Source organism: Bernardetia aquimarina, assembly GCF_042180575.1.
Lineage (GTDB): Bacteria > Bacteroidota > Bacteroidia > Cytophagales > Bernardetiaceae > Bernardetia.
Genome location: NZ_CP170094.1, coordinates 721,042 through 742,439, shown reverse-complemented (window position 1 = coordinate 742,439; position 21,398 = coordinate 721,042). Strand labels below are relative to the sequence as shown.

General features: G+C 30.7%; 20 protein-coding genes. 7 read left to right on the top strand and 13 right to left on the bottom strand.

Going from position 1 to position 21,398, the window contains the following annotated elements; translation table 11 throughout:
* Positions 1 to 242 precede the first annotated feature (242 nt).
* Positions 243 to 716, top strand: coding sequence for a hypothetical protein (locus ACE193_RS03015; RefSeq protein WP_375561542.1), 474 nt, complete (start codon positions 243 to 245; stop codon positions 714 to 716).
* A 165-nt stretch (positions 717 to 881) separates the two neighbouring features.
* Here ACE193_RS03015 and ACE193_RS03010 read toward each other — a convergent pair whose 3' ends face one another.
* The 7 genes from ACE193_RS03010 to ACE193_RS02980 all read right to left on the bottom strand — a co-directional run bounded on the left by ACE193_RS03010 (position 882) and on the right by ACE193_RS02980 (position 10,049).
* Positions 882 to 1,259, bottom strand: coding sequence for a hypothetical protein (locus tag ACE193_RS03010; RefSeq protein WP_375561541.1), 378 nt, complete (start codon positions 1,257 to 1,259; stop codon positions 882 to 884).
* Between the two features lie 283 nt (positions 1,260 to 1,542).
* The gene (locus ACE193_RS03005; RefSeq protein ID WP_375561540.1) at positions 1,543 to 2,835 is read right to left on the bottom strand and encodes a hypothetical protein; all 1,293 of its coding nucleotides are present in this window, start codon (positions 2,833 to 2,835) and stop codon (positions 1,543 to 1,545) included.
* Positions 2,836 to 3,129: 294 nt separating this feature from the next.
* Positions 3,130 to 3,474 carry a 50S ribosomal protein L20 gene (gene rplT, locus ACE193_RS03000; RefSeq protein WP_375561539.1) on the bottom strand — a complete coding sequence of 115 codons (345 nt, stop codon included), beginning with the start codon at positions 3,472 to 3,474 and terminating at the stop codon, positions 3,130 to 3,132.
* 382 nt (positions 3,475 to 3,856) lie between these two features.
* Complete coding sequence (rpmI, locus tag ACE193_RS02995) at positions 3,857 to 4,057, bottom strand: 50S ribosomal protein L35 (protein WP_014796322.1); 201 nt, start codon at positions 4,055 to 4,057, stop codon at positions 3,857 to 3,859.
* 292 nt (positions 4,058 to 4,349) lie between these two features.
* Positions 4,350 to 5,021 carry a translation initiation factor IF-3 gene (infC, locus tag ACE193_RS02990; RefSeq protein ID WP_375563336.1) on the bottom strand — a complete coding sequence of 224 codons (672 nt, stop codon included), beginning with the start codon at positions 5,019 to 5,021 and terminating at the stop codon, positions 4,350 to 4,352.
* A gap of 403 nt (positions 5,022 to 5,424) precedes the next feature.
* On the bottom strand, positions 5,425 to 9,015 hold the full coding sequence (locus tag ACE193_RS02985) for a M1 family aminopeptidase (RefSeq protein ID WP_375561538.1): 3,591 nt from the start codon (positions 9,013 to 9,015) through the stop codon (positions 5,425 to 5,427).
* Positions 9,016 to 9,185: 170 nt separating this feature from the next.
* A complete protein-coding gene (locus tag ACE193_RS02980; RefSeq protein ID WP_375561537.1) occupies positions 9,186 to 10,049 on the bottom strand; it encodes an ABC transporter ATP-binding protein in 864 nt (287 codons plus the stop codon).
* Between the two features lie 279 nt (positions 10,050 to 10,328).
* On the opposite strand from ACE193_RS02980, the gene ACE193_RS02975 reads away from it, so the two are divergent.
* Positions 10,329 to 11,489 (top strand): sensor histidine kinase, encoded by a 1,161-nt coding sequence (locus ACE193_RS02975; RefSeq protein ID WP_375561536.1) that lies wholly within the window; start codon positions 10,329 to 10,331, stop codon positions 11,487 to 11,489.
* Positions 11,490 to 11,559: 70 nt separating this feature from the next.
* Here ACE193_RS02975 and recQ read toward each other — a convergent pair whose 3' ends face one another.
* A complete protein-coding gene (gene recQ / locus ACE193_RS02970) occupies positions 11,560 to 13,707 on the bottom strand; it encodes a DNA helicase RecQ (protein WP_375561535.1) in 2,148 nt (715 codons plus the stop codon).
* Between the two features lie 207 nt (positions 13,708 to 13,914).
* A complete protein-coding gene (locus ACE193_RS02965) occupies positions 13,915 to 14,550 on the bottom strand; it encodes a 2OG-Fe(II) oxygenase (protein WP_375561534.1) in 636 nt (211 codons plus the stop codon).
* 318 nt (positions 14,551 to 14,868) lie between these two features.
* Between ACE193_RS02965 and nqrF the strand changes: the two genes are divergently transcribed.
* Both nqrF and ACE193_RS02955 read left to right on the top strand, forming a co-directional pair.
* Positions 14,869 to 16,146 carry an NADH:ubiquinone reductase (Na(+)-transporting) subunit F gene (nqrF, locus tag ACE193_RS02960; protein WP_375561533.1) on the top strand — a complete coding sequence of 426 codons (1,278 nt, stop codon included), beginning with the start codon at positions 14,869 to 14,871 and terminating at the stop codon, positions 16,144 to 16,146.
* 182 nt (positions 16,147 to 16,328) lie between these two features.
* On the top strand, positions 16,329 to 16,862 hold the full coding sequence (locus ACE193_RS02955; RefSeq protein WP_375561532.1) for a dihydrofolate reductase family protein: 534 nt from the start codon (positions 16,329 to 16,331) through the stop codon (positions 16,860 to 16,862).
* A gap of 51 nt (positions 16,863 to 16,913) precedes the next feature.
* On the opposite strand, the gene ACE193_RS02950 is transcribed toward ACE193_RS02955, so the two are convergent.
* Together ACE193_RS02950 and ACE193_RS02945 are read right to left on the bottom strand one after the other, a co-directional pair.
* A complete protein-coding gene (locus ACE193_RS02950) occupies positions 16,914 to 18,050 on the bottom strand; it encodes an asparaginase (protein ID WP_375561531.1) in 1,137 nt (378 codons plus the stop codon).
* A gap of 92 nt (positions 18,051 to 18,142) precedes the next feature.
* On the bottom strand, positions 18,143 to 18,910 hold the full coding sequence (locus ACE193_RS02945) for a TatD family hydrolase (protein ID WP_375561530.1): 768 nt from the start codon (positions 18,908 to 18,910) through the stop codon (positions 18,143 to 18,145).
* Positions 18,911 to 19,265: 355 nt separating this feature from the next.
* Between ACE193_RS02945 and ACE193_RS02940 the strand changes: the two genes are divergently transcribed.
* Positions 19,266 to 19,805: a hypothetical protein gene (locus ACE193_RS02940; RefSeq protein WP_375561529.1), complete on the top strand. Its 540-nt coding sequence runs from the start codon at positions 19,266 to 19,268 to the stop codon at positions 19,803 to 19,805.
* Positions 19,806 to 19,859: 54 nt separating this feature from the next.
* Here ACE193_RS02940 and ACE193_RS02935 read toward each other — a convergent pair whose 3' ends face one another.
* Positions 19,860 to 20,324, bottom strand: a complete 465-nt coding sequence (locus tag ACE193_RS02935) for a DUF4348 domain-containing protein (RefSeq protein WP_375561528.1) — start codon at positions 20,322 to 20,324, stop codon at positions 19,860 to 19,862.
* A gap of 123 nt (positions 20,325 to 20,447) precedes the next feature.
* Between ACE193_RS02935 and ACE193_RS02930 the strand changes: the two genes are divergently transcribed.
* Together ACE193_RS02930 and ACE193_RS02925 are read left to right on the top strand one after the other, a co-directional pair.
* Positions 20,448 to 20,678, top strand: a complete 231-nt coding sequence (locus ACE193_RS02930; protein WP_375561527.1) for a DUF433 domain-containing protein — start codon at positions 20,448 to 20,450, stop codon at positions 20,676 to 20,678.
* 14 nt (positions 20,679 to 20,692) lie between these two features.
* Complete coding sequence (locus ACE193_RS02925) at positions 20,693 to 21,052, top strand: DUF5615 family PIN-like protein (protein ID WP_375561526.1); 360 nt, start codon at positions 20,693 to 20,695, stop codon at positions 21,050 to 21,052.
* Here the strand turns inward: ACE193_RS02925 and ACE193_RS02920 are convergent.
* Positions 20,989 to 21,348, bottom strand: coding sequence for a hypothetical protein (locus ACE193_RS02920; protein ID WP_375561525.1), 360 nt, complete (start codon positions 21,346 to 21,348; stop codon positions 20,989 to 20,991). The two genes, ACE193_RS02925 and ACE193_RS02920, sit on opposite strands and share 64 nt — an antisense overlap.
* Between the last annotated feature and the right edge of the window lie 50 nt (positions 21,349 to 21,398).

Sequence of the window (21,398 nt, the reverse complement as noted above, 5' to 3'; positions counted from 1 at the left end):
CCGTAAGAAGGAAGATTAAGTTTTATATCTGTAAAGGGGATATAGAGTAAATTAAAGGTAATCACATTTGTGGTTGCCTTTTCTTATTTATAAGATTTTTGTGACAATAGAGTAAAAAAAAATAGATAATTTTTGCCACAAATTATAAAGAGTTTACGTATAGAGAATAAATCCAACAAGAATAAATTACTCAAAAAATTCTATTACAATAAAAATTCTATTACAATTTAACTTTTATAATTATGTCAAAATTAAATTTAAACTCAAAACAAGAAATTATTGGTTCTGCTAAAACGGCATTTTCTATTAATTTTCCTTTTTATGTCTTTGCGCTAGGAATCCTACTTGCTTTTTCAGCTTTTCAATGTCAAGAGGGTTGTGAAGAAGGGTATGGAGATCCTCTTTATTGTGGAGTTGGCGAATGTGAAACTATCAATGTCGCTGAAATAACTGTCGAAGAAGTAATTTGTGGAGTGGGAGTTTGGGATAACTTTTGGTTTAATGATGGCTCAAACGTCTATTTACAGCCTTATTCTTTGGATGAATATGTAAAAGCTGATATTGAAAATATGGAAATAAAAGATAACATGAGATTAAAAGTTTCTTTTCAATATACTCAAGAAGATAATCGTTATGATGGCATAGCTGTTTGTGAAGCGTATGTAGGCGAAAAGAACCCTATCAAAATTATGGCTATTGAAGTAGTGAATAATTAAAAAATAATTTGACTTGCAAAGTAAAAAAGCAATCTGAATCACTTCTTTTGAAAATAAGGAAGTGATTTTTTTGTATGATGATATAGAAAATCCAAACAACAAAAAAGCCTAGCATAATTTTTCATTATCCTAGGCTTTTCTTATATATATTTTTTGAGCTAAATTTCAGTCTAAATCTGAAAGAGAAGGAATATCCACATGACTCAAATAAACACTTTTTGCATTTGTACAATCTATAATTTTACTATCTTTTGAGCGATAGGTAATATTTATGACTTGGTTGTGAGAAGGTTCTTTTAGAAAGCTATTTAGGTTGGTAGGTAAAATGTATGTTCCATCTTTCAATAAAAAAGCTACTCTATAACCACAAAATTTATCCTCTTGTTCTGTACTATTTTCATCAATTACTTGAATAGTTGCAGTACGAACTAATAAACTCCCTTGAGAAGTTTTTTCTTTTGGACTAATTTTTTGACAGGCTGTAATTCCTGCTCCAAGCATCAAGATAATCATCAAGATAAATGGAATATTGTGGGCTTTCATGAGAGTACAATTTTGAGATAAATGAGTGTATAATAATCAAAATGGAAAAGTTATTTTATGAAATTAAGTATATTATGTCAAATAATATGACCTAAATAAAATTATATTAAATTCCCTTTATTATCATGACCCAAAAAACAGCAAAAAGGTTGCAATCAAACTAAAAAAAATGATTTTTTTTATGTTAATTCTATTTTAAGGCATTGTTTACTCCAAATTAAGCAAAAATCACAATTTTTTTAGGATAGCACTCATGTTGATTTTTAAATTAATTTTACAATTTTTAAGCTAAACCGAAGTACCACATCACTATAAATTGCAATATTCCTGCAAACATTCCCAAAACTGCACCTACCAAAATCAAAATCCATTCATCTTCTTGAAAAACAGGGCGTAAAAACTCCTCAAATTCTTTAAAAGAAAGATTACCCATTCGTTCTGCTAGTGTATTTTCCAAGTTTAGAGCTTCTTCTGCATAATCTTCTGTTTGTTTGACAACAATAGGAAGTTCTCTCATAAAATGAAACATTATAATATTTTTGGCAATATCCATTCGCTTTCCTGCTACAAGCGTAAAAATAGGACGAGATGCACCAGCCATATCTTCTACTACATCATCAACCAAATTACTAACTTCTTTATTTATGATTATAGCAAGTCTATCTGATGCTGGTCCTCTTACCAAATACTCTGTCATCACTTCAGTAGGTAATATTTTTTCTGTGATTACTTTTGCGTATTCTCTAGCTACTTCTTTCTGTCTTTTGAGAAATAAACCTTGAAATTTATAAATACCCAAAATATTGATAGGTTCTAAAGGTTCAAAAATCAGTTTTAAAGCTAAAACATTTGTCAAATAACCCACTATCAAACCACACCCTGGAAGAATAAACCAAGAACCAGAAGGGAAATTATAGGAAAGAACCATCTGAGCCAACCCAAAAAGCCCACCAAACCAAAAACCTGAGACTTCAATAAACTTAAATTCTTTGTCTCCACAACGCAAAAATATTTCATTAACAAGCTGTTTGTCAGCCATTAGAGTTTCGATAGCAATACGTTTGAGGTCTAATAATTTGTCAATTTGTCCATTTACCTCAAGCATAATATCTACTACTGCATTAGGAATTTCATCTTTTGCACGCTGATAAATTTGTTTTTTTATAGGTATAGGAGTGTTTTTCCAAATTACACCTGCTTGTGCTTCCATGGCTTCATTGATAATCTTTACACTAAGAGTTTCTAACTCTGGTTGCATCTGACGAGCAACAATAATAGGGTCTAGTTGTTCGAAGCGTTCTTCTATACGCAAGAGTTTGGAGGTCAGCATTTCTACTGATTTGGTAGCCATTTTTTGTGCTTTTGATGGAATAATTCCCTGCCAACCAAAAGGTTTAATTCCTATATATTCAAGGGGATAAAAAGTCATTAAGAGAGCCATCCAGTTAGTAGCCCAGCCAATAATACCACTTGAAATAGGAATAGATAGATACACCAACAACACCTTGATTTGCGCCCAATCTAGGTTTGAGAAAAAGCCTGAAAAGTAGTCTGAAATAGTTAAAACGATTTCCACTTAGTTGGTTGAATAAATTACGACCTGCAAAAGCAGTGAAGCCAGTTAAAAATTATGATAGATAAAACTATACTAATTAGTTAAAAATAACTGTAATGTGTTGGAATAAATAGATTAAAATATTTGTGTGTAAAAATTAAAGCAAGTACGAAAGATAAAAAAACTCTTCTTAACTAAAAATGTTTTTTGAAACTAAACCAAAAAAATCCTCTTTTTGCTAGAACTGAATCATAGAAAAAGAGGATTTTTTTAAAACTTATATAAGAAATTATAGATTTAGAAAATAAACGATGTCTATTTTACTTTTTCTACAATCGACTTAAATGCTTCAGGATGATTCATAGCCAAATCAGCAAGAACTTTACGGTTTAATGTAATTCCTGCTTTATGAATTTTGCCCATAAATTGAGAGTAAGACATTCCATGCTGGCGTGCGCCTGCATTGATACGTTGAATCCAGATACTACGGAAATCACGTTTTTTGAGTTTACGACCAACATAGGCGTATTCAAAACTCTTTTCGACAGCATTTTTTGCTACTGTCCAAACATTTTTACGACGACCAAAGAATCCTTTGGCGTGTTGCATTACTCGCTTACGACGAGCTCGTGAAGCGACATGGTTTACCGAACGAGGCATAATTATAACAATTTTTGAGAGGAGGCGACAAAAAATAATTATGTTTTGTACTTGTTCTTATTGAAATTAGAATTTTTTGAAGCAAATGCTTTCAAATCACTTATCATCAATGAAATTTCAACTGTGCTGAATTTTCATTCATAATTCGTAATTTTTAATTCGTAATTTATACTAAGAGCCTATTCTCTGGTAAAAGAAACCTAAAATTAAAAAAGATGCATACACGATTTGTATGCGATAGTTGTCTATTCTATGATTAGTTAGGTCTAATATAGAAAAATCAAAATGATTTACTTAGAAATAGAAATTAAATAAATATCAGTTTTAGAATTATGAAATATTCAGTTCAGAGAATTAATTCGTAATTCGTAATTTATATTTATTACTTCATGTTGATAAGCAATTTTTTGATACGCTTTTCGTCAGTTGAATGAACGATAGCAAATTGAGCAAGACGCTTCTTACGTTTGTGTGACTTTTTGGTAAGAATGTGGTTCATAAATGCGTGTTTACGCTTTATTTTTCCACTACCAGTAAGTTTAAAACGTTTTTTTGCGCCTGAGTTGGTTTTCATCTTAGGCATAATTGCACTGTTTTATTGAATTAAAAAAAGCAACTTAAATCAAAGTAAAGTAATTTATATAAAATCTAAAATCTAAAATCTAAAATAATCATTCATAAATAATTATGGATAATCACATACATTTAATTCATATCATACAAGGTACTCCATTTGAGCCTACAAAGGTAGCATTTTTTCAATTACTTTCTAAATTATTTAATAATATATTTTGATAAGTTTCAAAAAAAAAGCAGCCAAAATATGATTTAGCTGCTTTATCATGAAGTTGTATAACAAATATCTAGCTTTCTGTTTATTCTTCTTCTTCGTTGTTTTCCTTTTTAGGAGAAGATTTTTTGCTTACAGGAGCTTTTTCATCTTTATTAGAATCTTTGTTTTCTTTAGAAGACTTGCTTGCTTTTGGTTTATCACTTTTGCCAGACTCTTCTTTTGTTGTTTTCTTTTTAGGGATTGCTTTTGGAGTAAACATAATAATCATACGTTTTCCTTCCATTTTGGGATATCCTTCTGGCTTTCCTTGTTCTTCTATGGCTTCTGCAAAACGGTCTAAGATTTCTCTTCCTCTGTCTTTAAAGACAATAGTTCGTCCTGCAAATTGCACATACGCTTTTACTTTGTTTCCTTCTTCAAGAAACTTTTGAGCGTGTTTTGTTTTGAAATCTAGGTCATGTTCGTTGGTATTAGGACCAAAACGAATTTCCTTAACCACTACTTTATGAGCATTGGCTTTGAGTTCTTTTTGTTTCTTTTTCTGTTCGTATTTGAATTTCGAATAGTCGATAATTTTACAAACAGGTGGTGTAGCATTAGGTGCTATTTCTACTAAGTCAAGTCCCAGTTTTTGAGCTATTTCTAAAGCATCGGCAGTAGAATAAATTCCATTTTCAACATCATCACCTACGATGCGAATTTCTTTTGCTCTGATACGGCGATTAATGCGATGAGGGTCTTCCTCTCTTCTGATAGGTCGTCTGCCCCCTCTTCTGTATGTTTTTGCGATTGTATACCTCCTTATTTAATGAAGAATTTGAATATAAAAAATGAGCTTTTGAATAATGATAAATCTATGGTATAAATTACTCATTTAAAAATAATTTACTCATAAACTTAAACTCACTACTTCTTTTAACTCACAGATAAAAAAATAGTTTTGTAAATTGCATTTTTGTTGCAATTCTATTTTTTAATAAAACTATATATTTTTTACTGAATATGCAAATTTAAACTTTCTATTCGTAAAATACCAATACTTTCATAAGTAATTACGAATTAAAAATTAAAAATTACGAATTTTTTTAGCGAAAAAAGTGTGTTTTATCTATCACTCTGCTTTATTTTGTGTTTGATGTAGAATCAATAAAAAACCTTCACTCTCCAATTTCCATAATATTATCTTCCAAATTTTTATCTAAACGTGTAAAAAATGGGTCAATACTAGCATAAATAGGCAGTTCATTGACATAGAAAGTAAATGTATTTAGTTCTTGATCGATATTTTTAGAATCTAAATAAATGATTTGCTCACTTTCTTTTTCTTTATCAATTTGAGAAGGCAAAACAGAAAAAAGTCCAATCATAATAGGTTCATTAATAGGAATAGAAACTATTTTTTCACTTGTATTGTGTTGGTTTTCTATTGTTTCAAAGCGTTTTGCTTTTACTTGTAACGTAATTTCATAGTTTCCTCGTGCATCATTAGTGAGCTTTTTTGAGCTTACATTTTCGATTTTCAAATCATAAATAACTCGCTTTTTAAACCAATCATTTACCAAAGAATGATATTTTTGAGGTGTAACTTTATAGACCTCTTCCAAAAAATCTAAAGAAGTTCCTGAAAACTCACTTTTATTTTTATGCTTTTCTAGTAGATTTTTCAAAACTTGATTTACTTTTCCTTCTCCTATCAGCTCCTTTAAGGCAAACATCACAGTATAACTTTTTCCATACGATAAATAACTTTCTCCTCTTGCCAAATATAAAGCTGGTTCGGTTTCACTTGTATAGGTTTTGCCTTTGAAATATTGTTTGTTTGCTGTTTTAGCGAGTTGAAAAAGGTGTTTTTTACCAATCATTTTTTCCATAATCATAGCTTCATTATACTTTGTAAATCCTTCAACAATCAAACTTGAACCTTCAATATTTTTAGGCGATAAAGCGTGTCCCCACCATTGATGTGCCACTTCATGAATGGTTCTTTTGGTTACTAAGTCAAAATCATTGGTATTTCTTCTATCAATCAAGTACAATCTATCTTCTACCATCGAAATCATTCCTGCATGTGCAAAGCCTCCAAAACTCCAATAAGCAGGGATTTCAGCAATACGTAGCTCTTTAAAAGGATATTTGCCATAGTTTTTCGTACAATAATCTAGTGTTGTTTTGATGCTTTCTATGATTTGTTGATTGTTATAGTTATGTGAAGGATGATAATAATGTTCAATCGCAATTTCGTTATAATTTTCTCTCTGAACAGCATAATTTGCAGAGAAAAAAGAAACAGCAGGCGAAATCAAAATAGGCGTTTTGTAATGGTAATAGTTTCTTTGATTTTCAGTCCATTTTTTAATCAAATTTCCTGAGCTAATCGCAATTTGGTCAGAAGATGTAGAAACAATTGCTTCAAAATTAATTCTTCCAATTCCATTATAATCCTCATTATTTAAGTCATCATCATTAACTTTTTCTTCTATTCGTTTGGGTAAATTTCGCTTTTCTCTTTCATGTGAATTGGTAATTTCCCAACTTTTTGCATAACTCAAAATAGGAGAAAAATCTCTCAAACCAATGTAAGAACCATTTTTTAGAATGCTTTTTGAAGTTTCAAACTTTTTTACTTCTTTGGTTATTTGATACGAAAAAGCAACTTCTTGATTGGGCAAAATAGGCTTTTCAAACTCAAAAATCAGAATTCCCAAACTAGAATCTTGTTCTATCAATTTTGCATTTTGAAGAATTACATTTGATAATTTCTCTTTTTCTGTAATAAATAATGTATAGATTTTTTTATTGCTTTTATTTCTCAAAATATACTTTCCAACAGCTTTGTATTTTTGCTGATTTGGAAAAATATCCATCTCAATAGCAATAGAAACAGGAACTAATTTTTCGATGTTTTCATACGATTTATACTTCCTTTCATAACTTTCTTGTCTGTCTAATTGCTCATTTTGAGTCAAATATTCAGTTTCAATATTGGTTTGATAGAATATAAATAGTGCCGAACATAAAGGCAAAATAAAAGCAATTCCTAAAATAAAATTTGATTTTTTGATTGTCAATAACTCAGAAATTGAAATTGTTTTTTCTCCTCGTTTCCAAATTTTGAAAGTCAGAATAGTTAAAAAAAGTCCAATTAAAGTCCAATGAAGAGCTAAATAATGAAAACCTCCCACGCTATAGCCATTCATATCTGAATAGTTGATAGTAGGCAAATTTCCAAAACGCAGCAAAGGGTGTTCAATACCAATTCCAAAAGAAAGAGAAGTTCCAAAAAACAGAATAAAACAACCCAAAAGTAGCATTCCCAAGTATTTATTTTTTATAAGACTTTGAATAAATAGAGCCAAAATGCTATAAAAAATCATCCTTACACCTTCATAATAGAACAAAGAAACATATAAATCAAATTCAAAATTGAAATAGCTTTTCGAAATCTGCAATCCAATAGATAAAAATATTCCTACCAAAGTCAGAATGAAAGGTAAGGCAATCAGCACCGTTAATTTTGAGAAAAACAAAGTCATATTTTTGACTGGCAGAGCTTCCAAAATTCCATTAAATTTCAATTCTCGTTCCTTCCAAACAATTTCTCCACTATAAAAAACAATCAAAAACAGAGCTAATGGCTTCAATACATCTTTAAAAAGGTCTATTAAAATAAATGTAACAGGAAACCAACTTTCATTATATGCACCTCCATTTGTAGTTCTGGTATAGCTTTCTATCAGAACAATTATCATAAAAACTAAAAGCACAGCCACAAAAGGCAAACTTTTAAAAATGAGTTGTAGATTGATTTTGGTTTGAATCAAATAACTATTCCAATGTGTTTTGAAAGTTTTGTAATTAGGTTCAATGGAATCAAAAGTGAATGCAGAAATAAAATGATGATTCTGTTTTTCTGTACTATTTTTTTGTTTTTTTAGGCTTGTGTTGCTACTTCGAAAAGAAAATAATTTATAGGCAAAACCTAAAATAAAAACACCTATTGTTATCCATAACATTCTGTTTATGAGTAAATTATCTGTAAAAGAAATCCATAAAGTATTTTTTTCTTGATTTGTCCAGTAGGTAGTTTGTTCGAAAAAAGCAGAAATTCCAAACGGGTCTAAAATGGCAGCAAGTTGCAGGTTTTCAGCAGACGTAGAAGTCGAAGAAGCCATTAAAGGCGACTCAAAAAATATAGAACACAGAAAGTAAAATGCATAAATAAAAACGGCACTGCTATAAACTGCTAAACTATTTTTACTCAAAAGTGCCACCGAAAAAATAATAGAAGAACAAATAAATACGTTTGGCAACGCAAAAATAAACCAACTCCACAAATACATCAAAATATCAAAATCAGCAATTCGTACAGCATCCAAATCGTGTATAAAAAGTCCAAGTATCAAACCCAAAAATAGAAAACTAAATGCCAACAAACTAAACACAAAAACACCTAAAAAACGGCTTATAAAAAAAGAAGTTTTGGATAATTTTGTAGTGAAAATAAGACTTTCAGTTTCGTAATTTCTCTCTCTCAAAACGCCACTAATCACAAAAAACATAATCATAAAAACACTTCCCAAGCTAACTAAAGCCGTTTGATTACTTATTTTGTAAGAAGAGTTATAATTAATATTGTAAGTCTGTTTGACTAAAACAAGTCCAAAAAACATGAAAAGAAAAGCTCCAAGAAAGAAAAAATATTGTTTTCTTTGATAAGAAAATTCGAAGGAAATGAGTTGAGAAAGCATAAGTGTTTTATTTGATTTGTGGTAGTTTTTGTAGGTGTCGCTGTGCTAAAACACCAACAAAGGCAAGGAGTGTTTTTGGCTGGTGTTGTTGCGATAAAATATCAATGAAGGCAGGGCTGTTAATCAGAATATTAAATTCGTAATTTTTAATTCGTAATTCGTAATTGATATTAGCTTTTTGTAAAGTAAAAATCTTCTAAAGTTGCCATTTTAGGCTCAAAACCTTCATTAGGAGCTGTTTTTGAAAAAATAGTAAGTTGTGTTTTTCCTCCTATGAGTTTTGTAGAAATGACTTGAAACCTATTTTTAAGGTGTAGAACTTCATTTTTTTCTACCATTTTCGTCCAAATACAATTCTTTAAAGTAGAAATAAGCTCATTAGGATTTCCTTTTGTTATAATTTTTCCTTGTCCCATAATTGCCATATTGGTACAGAGTTCTCGTATGTCTTCCACAAAATGCGTCGATAAAATAACGATTCTGTTTTCGCCAATTTCACTCAGAAGATTCAAAAAACGATTGCGCTCTGTGGGGTCAAGTCCTGCTGTGGGTTCATCTACAATAATCAGTTTTGGATTTCCCAATAATGCTTGTGCAATTCCGAAACGTTGGCGCATTCCACCTGAAAAAGTAGCAACTGATTTTTTGCGTTGTTGATATAAATTTGTTTGCTCTAAAAGTGCGTTTACTTGTTCTTTTCGTTCTTTTTTATTTTCTAACCCTTTCAAAATTCCTAAATAATTGAGCATTTCTTGTGCTGAAATTTTGGGATACACACCAAATTCTTGAGGTAAATAGCCAAGTGTATGACGAATTGCATCTGGATTTTTTAGAATATCATTTTTATTGAAAGTAATAGTTCCTAAAGAGGGTTCTTGTAATGTGGCAAGGGTTCGCATGAGAGACGATTTTCCTGCTCCATTTGCTCCTAATAAGCCAAACATTCCGTCTGTAAGTTCTAAAGAAATAGATTGTAAGGCTTCTGTTCCGTTGGGATATGTTTTTGAAAGGTTTTCAATAGTGAGTGTGTTCATTTTGGTAGAGATTAAATGAAGAATGTTTTTTCTACTGCCGTTGTGGGTGTCTCACCAACGACTGTTTTTTTCTATATTCCAAAACTAAAACACTATTTTTTCTCTATCTAATAAGAATGACAAACACGTTTTTTTTGACTTTATACACTTTTAAAAGACTGACAAACCATTTTAAATCAAAAAACAACTTGTTTGACCTTGTTTTTACTGGGTTTGTCATGATTTTTATGAATGAGAGTAAAGAAGATGTATTTTCGTAAGACAAAAATTATACTTCACATGAATCAAATTATTACTCTTCTCAAGAAATATAAAGCCGTTTTGATAGGCTTTCCACTTACTTTTATTCTTGTAAAATTATTGCAGTACAGCAAACTGATTTTGATAGATGAAAAGGAGTTTTTTATGAATACTTTTTTTCTGTTGCTATATGGAGTTGTTATTTCGTTGATGATTTATACCTATTTTAAAAAAGGAGGAAACTATTTATATCTACTTCTAGGACTTCTCTTATTAATTGGAGTTTTGGCTTTTGTACGACTTTCTATGCAGGGAATGACTGATAATCCTGTAATTATTTTAATTATGATTTTATTTTGGATGGGTGGATTTTATGCTGCTTTTCCGTCTTTTTTTACAAAATATAAAATCATTATTTGGGGAGTTTATGGGGTTTCATCGCTTTATTTTCTGTATGTTAGGTTGTTTTCTGGTGGATTGGAAATGTATTTACAGAAAAAAGAAACAGCTCTTAGTTTTTTTATTTTGCCTATTCCTGCTTTTTTTCTGATTTGGATATATGAACAATGGAAATGGTTACAAAACTTAAAAGCACAAAAAACGACTGCCGAATTAGCTCTTTTGAAAACTCAAATAAATCCTCATTTTTTCTTTAATACGCTCAATAATCTTTATTCTTTGACAGTTCAAAATTCAGAAAAAGCTCCTACAATGATTTTGCAACTTTCTGATATGATGCGTTACACCATTTATGAAGGACAAAAACAGACCGTTTTGGTACTTGATGAAATAGAATATCTAAAAAATTATATCGAACTTCAAAAAATTCGGTATCAAAAAGACGTAGAAATCAGTTTTTCAGTTGGACAAACTATAAATACAGAAACTACTCAAATTGCGCCTTTACTTTTCATTATTTTACTTGAAAATGCCTTCAAACATGGCGTAGAAACATTGAGAGAAAATGCTTTTTTGACTATTCAACTAGATTTGATTCAAAATAAAAATCAACAAGAACTTATGTTTTGGATAGAAAATAATTTTGATTCAGAAGAAAATAATCAAAAACAGACAGAACAAGGAATTGGATTACAAAACCTCAAACGAAGGCTAGAACTTCTTTATCCTCATAAATATTCTTTAGAAATTGAGCAAAAGGAAACTATTTATAGTGCAAAACTGAGAATTGAGATTGATTAAGCAAATTTTTGATGTGTTGCACAACTAGAAACAGAGAACCTATTTTTTTAAGAGAGTAAATAATATTATTTTAAACCTCCTGTCCTTTTTGATAAGCCACAGCAGCACGCAATTTGACATAACTCATTTTTTCTTCTAAATACTCAAAGACAAATTTCATTCTGAAAGTTTCATCTTTTGGTATCCTTTTTCTGACTGTTTTGATGGCTTTTTCGATAATTTCTATTTCTTCTAGGGTTACAAATTCTAACCAATCAATTTCAAATCCGTCTTGACTTGCTTTATACAAATGTCCTAAAACAGTTCCTTCAGTAATATTTCGCTCTTTTGCTATTTGAGCTAATGATTTATTTTCTTTTGTAAACATTTCGTAACTCACTTGATGCGAACTTGTCAGTTTTGCTTTATCTGCAACATCTTGATTTTTGAGAAAATTTACTATTGTATCTAAAAATATTTGTCCAAATTCTCTCAATTTTACATCACCAACACCAGAAACTTGGCGCATCTGAAACAAATGTGTAGGCGATTTATCGACCATATCTTTGAGTGTTGCATCTCCAAAAACCATATAGGGAGCAATTCCTTTTGAGTCTGCAATCTGTCTTCTGAGCTGACGCAATTCTTCAAATAATCCGTCTTGAAGTTCTCGTTTTTTACTTTTTGGTCTTTCAAATTCTTTCTCTCTTTCTTTCTTAGATTTAAACTCAAATTTGACTAAATCTACTTTCTTTTTTTGAAATAAAATAGCTTTTGCTGCCTCTGTTAGCTTTAAAGCATTATTTTGGTCATACGCAATTTCTATCAAACCCATATTCAAAAACTGTAATAAATGCTGTTGCCAAATTCCAGCCGAAATATCCGAACCTGCACCATACGTTTTTATTTTATCATATCCTCTTTCCAAAACTTCCTGTCGCTGCGAACCACGCAAAACATCAATAAGCATCGTAAAACCTACTTTTTCATCCATTCGCATCATTGCCGAAAATGCTTTTTGTGCGATGATTGTTCCATCAAAATGTTTAGGAGGATTTTTACATACATCACAGTTTCCACAGTTTTCTAATAAAGTTTCTCCAAAATAACTCAATAATATCTTTCTTCTACAAATTTGAGCATCTGCGTACTGTTGCATTCGCTCTAGTTTGGCAAGTTGAAGTTCTTTTTGTCCACTTTCTTCTGCAAAACCTTTCAATACTTCCAAGTCATTAAAACTATAAAAAAGCAGTGTATCGCCTGTAAGTCCATCACGTCCTGCTCGTCCAATTTCTTGATAATAGCCTTCAATATTTTTTGGAATATTATAATGCATTACCCAACGAACATTTGGCTTATCGATGCCCATTCCAAAGGCAACTGTTGCACAAACAATAGGTGTTCGGTCTGCAATAAAATCATCTTGAACTCGGTTTCTTTCGTGAGCAGTTAGTCCTGCGTGGTAATAATCAGCTTTTACACCTGCTTTTTGAAGCCTTGCAGCGATATTTTCTGTATTTTTTCTGCTCAAGGCATAAATAATTCCTGATTCATTTGGTCGCCTCAAAATATAACTTACAATGCTATCCATCCTTTTATAAGCAGGTAAAACATTGAGTGAAAGATTAGGACGGTTAAATGAAGCCACAAACTCGGTCGGATTTTCTAAACCTAATTGACTGACAATATCTCGCCTAGTAATTTTATCAGCCGTAGCCGTAAGAGCAATCATCGGAACGAGTGGAAAACGGTCTTTTAACGTTTTGAGTTGTGTGTATTCTGGACGAAAATCGTGTCCCCACTGCGAAATACAATGCGCTTCATCGACAGCAAAAAGTGAAACAGGCAAAGAACTCAAAAAATAAAGAAATGAATCTGTCAATAATTTTTCTGGTGAAACGTACAAAAGTTTTATAATTCCTTGTTTTACTTCTGCTTCTATTTCTCTTTGTTCGCCTGCATCTTGTGAAGAATTAAGAAAGGCTGCCGAAATTCCGTTGGTTTGAAGTGCATTTACTTGGTCTTTCATCAGCGCAATCAAAGGCGAAATAACAATACAAATTCCATCTAAAGTAACGGCAGGAATTTGATAACAAATAGATTTTCCTCCACCTGTTGGCATCAAAACAAGTGTATCATTTTTTGCATAGACAGAAGAAATAATATCTTCTTGCAACGGGCGAAAAGTAGAATAACCAAAATATTGTTGAAGAGCGTGGCGAGCTTTATTGAGATTCATTGATGAATAATTACGAAATGGATATTCAGCGAAGCTAATTATGAAATAATCAGCATAGCTAATTAAAAATTATGACCTACTAAGTATTTTATAGATTTAAAGGTACTAATTTTAGTAGAATTTTAAAATTACTTTAGCAAAAGCTGTTTTTTTATCGGAAATTTATTCAAAAATGAAACCTACGAATTTATTCGTGGAGAAAAAGGATTAACTTTCTCTTCTCAACCAACCTGTCATACTCATTCTGTTTCGTTTTTCACTCGGCAAAACTTCATGCCAAATAAGTTCGCTTCGCATACATACAAAGCGATTAAAGATGGGCAAAATATCAGTTTCTACTTTATGTTTATCGTCTTTATCGTAGATTCTCAATTTGCCTCCATCTTCTTCTTTCCAATCTTGATTGAAATAAAGAATACAGGAAATAAACCGTTTTTGGGCTGACTGATGATTGTCTAAATGTTTTTTGTAGAAACTTTTAGGTGGATAAATAGCAAAATGCCCTTCAAAATTATTTAGGGATAAATATAATTCTTGATTAATTGCTTGTTTGAAATTATCTATTTGAGTCCAATAAAGCTGTTGAAATTCTGTCAATTCATTGGGTTGCAACCATTTTACATAATCGCTTCTTATTTCTGGTCGTAATTGCCAATCTACACCACGTCTTCCTATTCCTGCTGGGTCAAATTCCCCTTTTTCATATTCATCATTTAATTCTTTTCTAAGAGAATTTGCAATTTCTAAAGGTAAAAAATCATCAACAGTTGCCCAGCCATTTTCTGCCAAACCGTCAATGAGAAGATTTATTTTATCGGATTCTATCAAACTTATTGAATTCATAATTTTATTTTGAATGATTTTTTTTTTGTAAAACAATTTTCTACTACATTTATTTCTTATTGTCAATCACAAAGTTACAGATAAAAAGCGAGTAAAGATTTTTTATAATCAGCTTATATCAAGTAGTTTGATACGACTTGTTTTGATATGAAAATTTAAAAAAATAGCAAAATTTTGAAATAAAACGTGTTTTTTAATGAATTGCTATTGGTATTTGAGAATTTTTGAACGTATATTTGTAGCTATATTATTTCAATAAATGAATCTTTAGTAAGTAATTTATTCAAACGCAAAAATAGACCTAAAAAAACAGAATACATGATCAATTTAACTGTAATTCTTGCAGGACTTGCCGTTTTCGGAGTTGTTACTCTTCTGCTTGTAGGATTGCTTCTTGTTGCAAAGGCGCAATTAGTACAAAGTGGAGACGTAAAAATCACTGTCAATGGTAATGAGGGCGATCCAATCGTTGTTGCTGCTGGCTCAACACTTCTTTCTACTCTTGGTGAAAACAAAATATTTTTACCTTCTGCCTGTGGTGGTGGTGGTACATGTGCCATGTGTAAATGTATTGTAGATGATGGTGGTGGTGATGTTTTGCCTACCGAAGTCGGACATTTGAGCCGTTCTGAACAAAAAGAAAATGTTCGTTTGGCTTGTCAAGTAAAAGTAAAGAAAGATATGCAAATCCGTATTCCAGAAGAAATTTTTGGAATTAAAAAATGGGAATGTACTGTTAAATCTAACTATAATGTAGCCTCTTTTATTAAAGAATTTGTAGTAGAATTACCTGCAGGGGAGAGTTTACACTTTGAGTCGGGTGGATATATTCAGATTGACGTACCACCAATTACAGTAGATTTTAAAAATATAGATATTAGCCCACTTCCAAATGACCCTGGTGGAAAAGACAAGTTCAGAGATGAATGGAATAAATTTGGTCTTTGGGATTTGAAAATGGTAAATGATGAGCTAGAATTTAGAGCTTATTCTATGGCAAATCACCCAGCAGAGGGAAATATTGTCATGCTTAACATTCGTATTGCTACTCCACCTTGGGATAGAGCAAATAACAAATGGATGGATGTAAATCCAGGAAAATGTTCTTCTTATGTATTTAATTGTAAAGAAGGAGATAAAGTAAATATCTCAGGACCTTATGGCGAATTCTTTATTAAAGATACAGGTAAAGAAATGATTTATATTGGTGGTGGTGCTGGTATGGCTCCATTGCGTTCTCATATTTTCCATTTATTCCATACTCTTAAATCTGACCGTAAGGTTTCATTTTGGTATGGTGGACGTTCGAAAAGAGAACTTTTCTACGTAGAGGAATTTAGAGCTATCGAAAAAGAATTTCCGAATTTTACATTTAATATTGTACTTTCAGAACCATTACCAGAAGATAACTGGGATGGTAAAGTAGGTTTTGTTCATCAATCTTTGATTGATAATTATCTTTCTAAACATGAAGATCCAGAAGAAATTGAATTTTACTTCTGTGGACCTCCAATGATGAATGCAGCCGTTTTGAAAATGTTAGATGATTATGGCGTTCCACAAGAACACATTATGTTTGATGATTTTGGTGGATAAGAATATAGTTATAAGTTGTTAGTGGTAAGTTATAAGTGAAATTACCATTGACTTTATAAATACAAAATGCTTGAAATTTCCTGTTTTTATGGGAACTTCAAGCATTTTTTTTGTGTTGTATAGTGTTGCCAGACTCTTTAGGTGTAACAAAAATTAAATTATCAACTTAACTATACAATACAATGAGAAAAATTATTTATTATGTAGCTTGTTCATTAGATGGATTTATTGCAGGAGAAAATGAGGATATAAGCCAATTTATATTTGAAGGTAATGGAGTTACAAAATATCAAAATGATTTGAAAGAATTTGATACTGTAATTATGGGAAGAAAAACATATGAATTTGGATATAAATATGGTTTAGAAGTTGGCAAAGCTGCTTACTCAACTATGGAACATTATATTTTTTCAGATAATCTAACATTTGAAAATGCTGATGCAAATGTTCACATAAAAAGTATAAACCTTTCTGAAATAGAAAAAATTCAAGCACAACAAGGAACTGACATTTATCTTTGTGGAGGAGGAAGATTTGCAGGGTGGTTGTTAGAAAACAAAAAAATCGATATTCTAAAAATTAAGTTAAATCCTATTCTGTTAGGTAAAGGCATCAAAATTTTTGGAAATTCTCAGAAATCCTATCAGTTAGAGCTTTTGCAAACTGAATCGTATGAAAAAGGAATGCAAATTTTGACTTATAAAATTTTGTATTAGTTTTTATAAAATGGTTATTATTCTTTAAAATAGTAACCATTTTTAGTAGTATCAAAACAAAGTCATCTCCCCACAAAGAGGAGTTTGTAGTAGTTCAATTATTTTTTCCTTCTCTTTTTTGTTGTCGTAATTGCCAAAGAGATACATAAGTTTTGTTAGAGCTGCCTCGGAAGTCAAATCATTTCCACTGATTACACCTATTTGAGTGAGCGCATGACTTGTTTCATAATGTCCTTGCAAAACATAACCACCAGCACATTGAGACACATTCACAACGACTACTCCACGATTAATTATTTTTTCTAAAATATCTATAATCCATTTTTCAGTTGGGATATTTCCAGAACCAAATGATTCTAAAACTACACCTTTTAGGTTTTCACTTTCCAACATAGGAAGATAATATTTTGGATTCATACTAGGATGTATTTTCCAAAGAATAACATTATCATCCATTGCACTTTTAAAATTTAGTTTTTTATTCGAAACAGGAAGGATATAGCCTTTTGCATAATTAATGAAAATTCCTGCTTCGGCAAGATGAGGATAGTTTTGGGATTCAAAGGCTGTAAAATTCAAACTCTGCACTTTCTTCGAACGATTTCCTCTCAAGAGTAAATTATCAAAATAAACACAAACCTCTGGAACTAAAGCAACATTTTGTTCTTTAATTATTTCATTTCCCTCTTCTGTTATTACTATTTGCTGTTTGTTTTCTTGCATAGAAGCAATTTCTAAAGCCCCAATTAGGTTTTCTCTTGCATCGGTTCGGTGTGCGCTTATCGGAATTTGTGCGCCAGTCAAGATAACAGGTTTAGCTAGATTTTGAAGTAAAAAACTCATAGCTGAAGCTGAATATGCCATCGTATCTGTTCCATGCAAAATCACGAAACCATCAAACTGATCATACAATTCTTCAATCAGCCAACTCATACTAAGCCAATGTTCTGTTCCCATATTTGATGAATCCATAGGTTCGAAAGGAACAAGCATCGTAAGCCAAAACTTAAAACGAGTAAGCTCAGGAACTTTTTCTAACAAAATTTCAAAATCAAAAGGAACAAGACTACCATTTTCGTCATAATCCATTCCGATTGTTCCTCCTGTATAAATTACCAAAATTGACGTTTTGCAGTCCTCATCAGCAGCAGTACGTAATTTTATGATGTTGTATTGGTCTAAAAGCATATTTTTTCAGTTACCAGTAATCAGTTAATTTCATTAAACTGTCAAGACAGTTGTATTTCATTTGTAGTTCCCCATGTCCCAATTTCTATTCCCTAATTCCCAAATAATTTCTTTGCATTTTGAGTAGTTTTTTCAGCGACTTCTTTTATTGTAAGTCCTTTTATTTCAGCGATTTTTTTGGCGATAATTGGAATGTAACTGCTTTCATTTCGCTTTCCTCTATGTGGAACAGGCGAAAGATAAGGTGCATCAGTTTCCAAAATCAAATGTTTTAAATCTACACTTGGTAATACTTTATCCAAACCTCCATTTTTATAAGTAACCACTCCACCGATTCCCATCAAAAAATCTAGTTTTTGGATTCTTTCAGCTTGCTGCAAAGTTCCACCAAAACAATGAAAGACACCTTTTAACTTTTCATCTTTGAGATTTTCTAAAATATCTAATGCTTCGTCAGTTGATTCTCTTGTATGAATAGCAATCGGAATATTGAATTTTTTAGCCCAATTTATTTGAATTTCGAAGGCTTCTTTTTGTTGTTCGAAAAAGGATTTGTCCCAGTATAAATCCAGTCCAATTTCTCCAACGGCTGAAAATTTACGTTTATTTAGCCATTCTTCTACAATATAAAGTTCTTTTTCAAAATCTTTTTTGACAGAACAAGGATGCAATCCCATCATAGGAATAAACCTTTGTTTATCTTTTGCTTCAATTTCAAACATAGGTTCGATGGAAGCGTGGTCAATATTTGGTAAGTAAACTCGTTCTATTCCCGTATCATTGAGTCTATCTACTAATTCGTTCCAGTCAGGTTTAAATTTTTTGTCATATAAATGAGCGTGCGTGTCTATAAAATTCATAATTTCAGTTATCAGTAAACAGTTACCAGTAATCAGTTAATTACCTTTGATTTTGTATCTTGTTACAAAGATAAAATAAAGTCGCTTAGTCTTCTTTTAAATCTTCTAAATTTATTTCGTTTTGAGGAAAAACTATTCTTTTGATATAATTCATAATTGATTTTTTAGCATTTTGACTTTATTTTAGTTTGCTCAAGTCAAATTACGACGATGTATTTGACTTCCAGTTGTGATTTTTAGATTTCAAAAACTAGCTTTTCTATCAAAATAACCTTAGCCTTACAAAAAATAATTCTAAGGCTATTTTTGATTAAATTTGTATTTTAAGTTTGAGGGTCAAAATAAATCTCTAAAAATGAAAAGTAGTATAGTTTTTATAATGGTTGCTTTATTTTTAATGAGCTGCGAGCAGCGTTCTGAAGAAAACATAAAAGTAGAAAATATAACCTTAGACAATGGAAAATACTTAGAAGTAGAGAAAACAAATAAAGAAACTACTCATATAGGTTTGATTACAAAACATAATTATGGTACAACTCACAGCTTTAAGTATAAAGTAAATCTAAAAGAGAATGAAACAATATGGAAGGGTAAAAAAGACCAAGAACCTAAACATATTATTTTTTGTCAAGACACAATTTATATGCACTATTTAGAAAAACAGTTTATATCTACACAAACTATTGATACGCTTACTCAAGATACACTCTATGGTTCTTATTTTGAAGTAAAAGAATTTTTCTTGAAAAATATAGATGAACGTTATCTGAATAATTTATTGGGGCAACAAAATTGGAAAGATATGTCCATTCAAGAATACAATACTCTAAAACAAAAATGTAAAGAATATAAAATCCCTAATGATGAAGAGTTGGTAGTGGGAAAAGTTGAGTGATTTTTCTCTAGTTGAGTTTTAATGCATTGAGAGTATTCCGAAAAATTGAAAATATCAATTAGCAGCATTTTCTATTTCCTCCAACATCCATTTTTGATTATTGAAAGTAAATTTATAAATCACAAGAATACCATTGTCAATTCCTCTCATTTCATATAAGACCAAATTCTCATTACCAATTTCCTTTACATATTCGTATTGGTCATATTCAGTTTTATGGTTATCTTCAAAATTATTAAATTCCCAATCGCTTTTTGGGATAAAAGTAGTCGTAATTTCTTCCAATTCTATATTGACACATTTGAGAGGAAATTTTGTGTGATTGACTTGAAAAACTGAATCAGAACGGTATTTTTGAAAGAATGTATCAAAATCTGTTTCCTCTACTTTCTCTGTTTCTTCTTTTTTGATAGAATTTTCTTGAGTGGAATCTGTAATTTCTTTGTTTTTGGAATTGTTATTTTGACAAGAAGAGAAAAAAACTATAACCACGAATAGTGAATTTACTAATTGCTTCATTTTTAATATTTAGATGACACGAACAATTTATTTTTTTGAATAAAACCAAATTTCAATAAAAATCGTTATCTTAAAAAACATTTTAGATATAAATAAGAGGAGAAGAAGCAAAACACTACAATTATGCAAAACTTATTATCACGCATTACAATAGATTCAGAAATTTGTCATGGCAAACCTTGTATTAGAGGAATGCGTTTTCCTGTGGAGGTAATTTTGGATATGCTAGGAAGTGGCATGACGTATGACGAAATTATAGAAGACCATCCAAGTTTAGAACTAGACGATATTAGAGCTTCTTTACAGTTTGCTAAAGTATGGGTTAGTACAAAATCTATTAAAAATATAGCCTAAAAAGAGATTAGAAAATGATAAAAATAGTCTGTGATGTTCATATTTCTTTTAAGGTTGTTCGTTTTTTAGAATCTAAAAATGTAGAAGCTGTTCATGTAAATGATATTTTAGATGGTGATACTACAAAAGACAATAAAATAGCTGAATTTGTTGATGAAAATAATTATACTTTAATGAGTAAAGACGCAGATTTTCAAAACAGTCATTTTTTAAATAAATCTCCTAAAAAACTAATCAAAATTAATTTAGGCAATATTAGTACAAAAATGCTGATAGATATTTTAGATGCAAACTTTGATTTTATTTACACTCATTTGTCAGAAGATAGCTTTTTGATAGAAATTGATAATGATATGATTCGTATTAGAGAATAGTTTTCAAAATTATTAAATTCCCAGTCATTTTTTTGGATAAAAGTAATCTCATCTTCTTCCAATTCCATAGTTATACATTTGAGAGGAAATTTTGTGTGATTGACTTGAAAAACTGAATCAGAACGGTATTTTTCAAAGAATTTATCAAAATCTATTTCCTCTACTTTCTCTATTTCTTCTTTTTGGATAGAGTTTTCTTGAGTTGAATCTGTGATTTCGTTGTTTTTGGAATCGTTCTTTTGGCAAGAAAATAAAGCTAGGAAAATGAGTGAAATTGAAATAACATGTTTTTTCATAGAGATGTTTGAACTTAGAAGTAGAAATGGTTGTTTTGTTTTTTCTTATT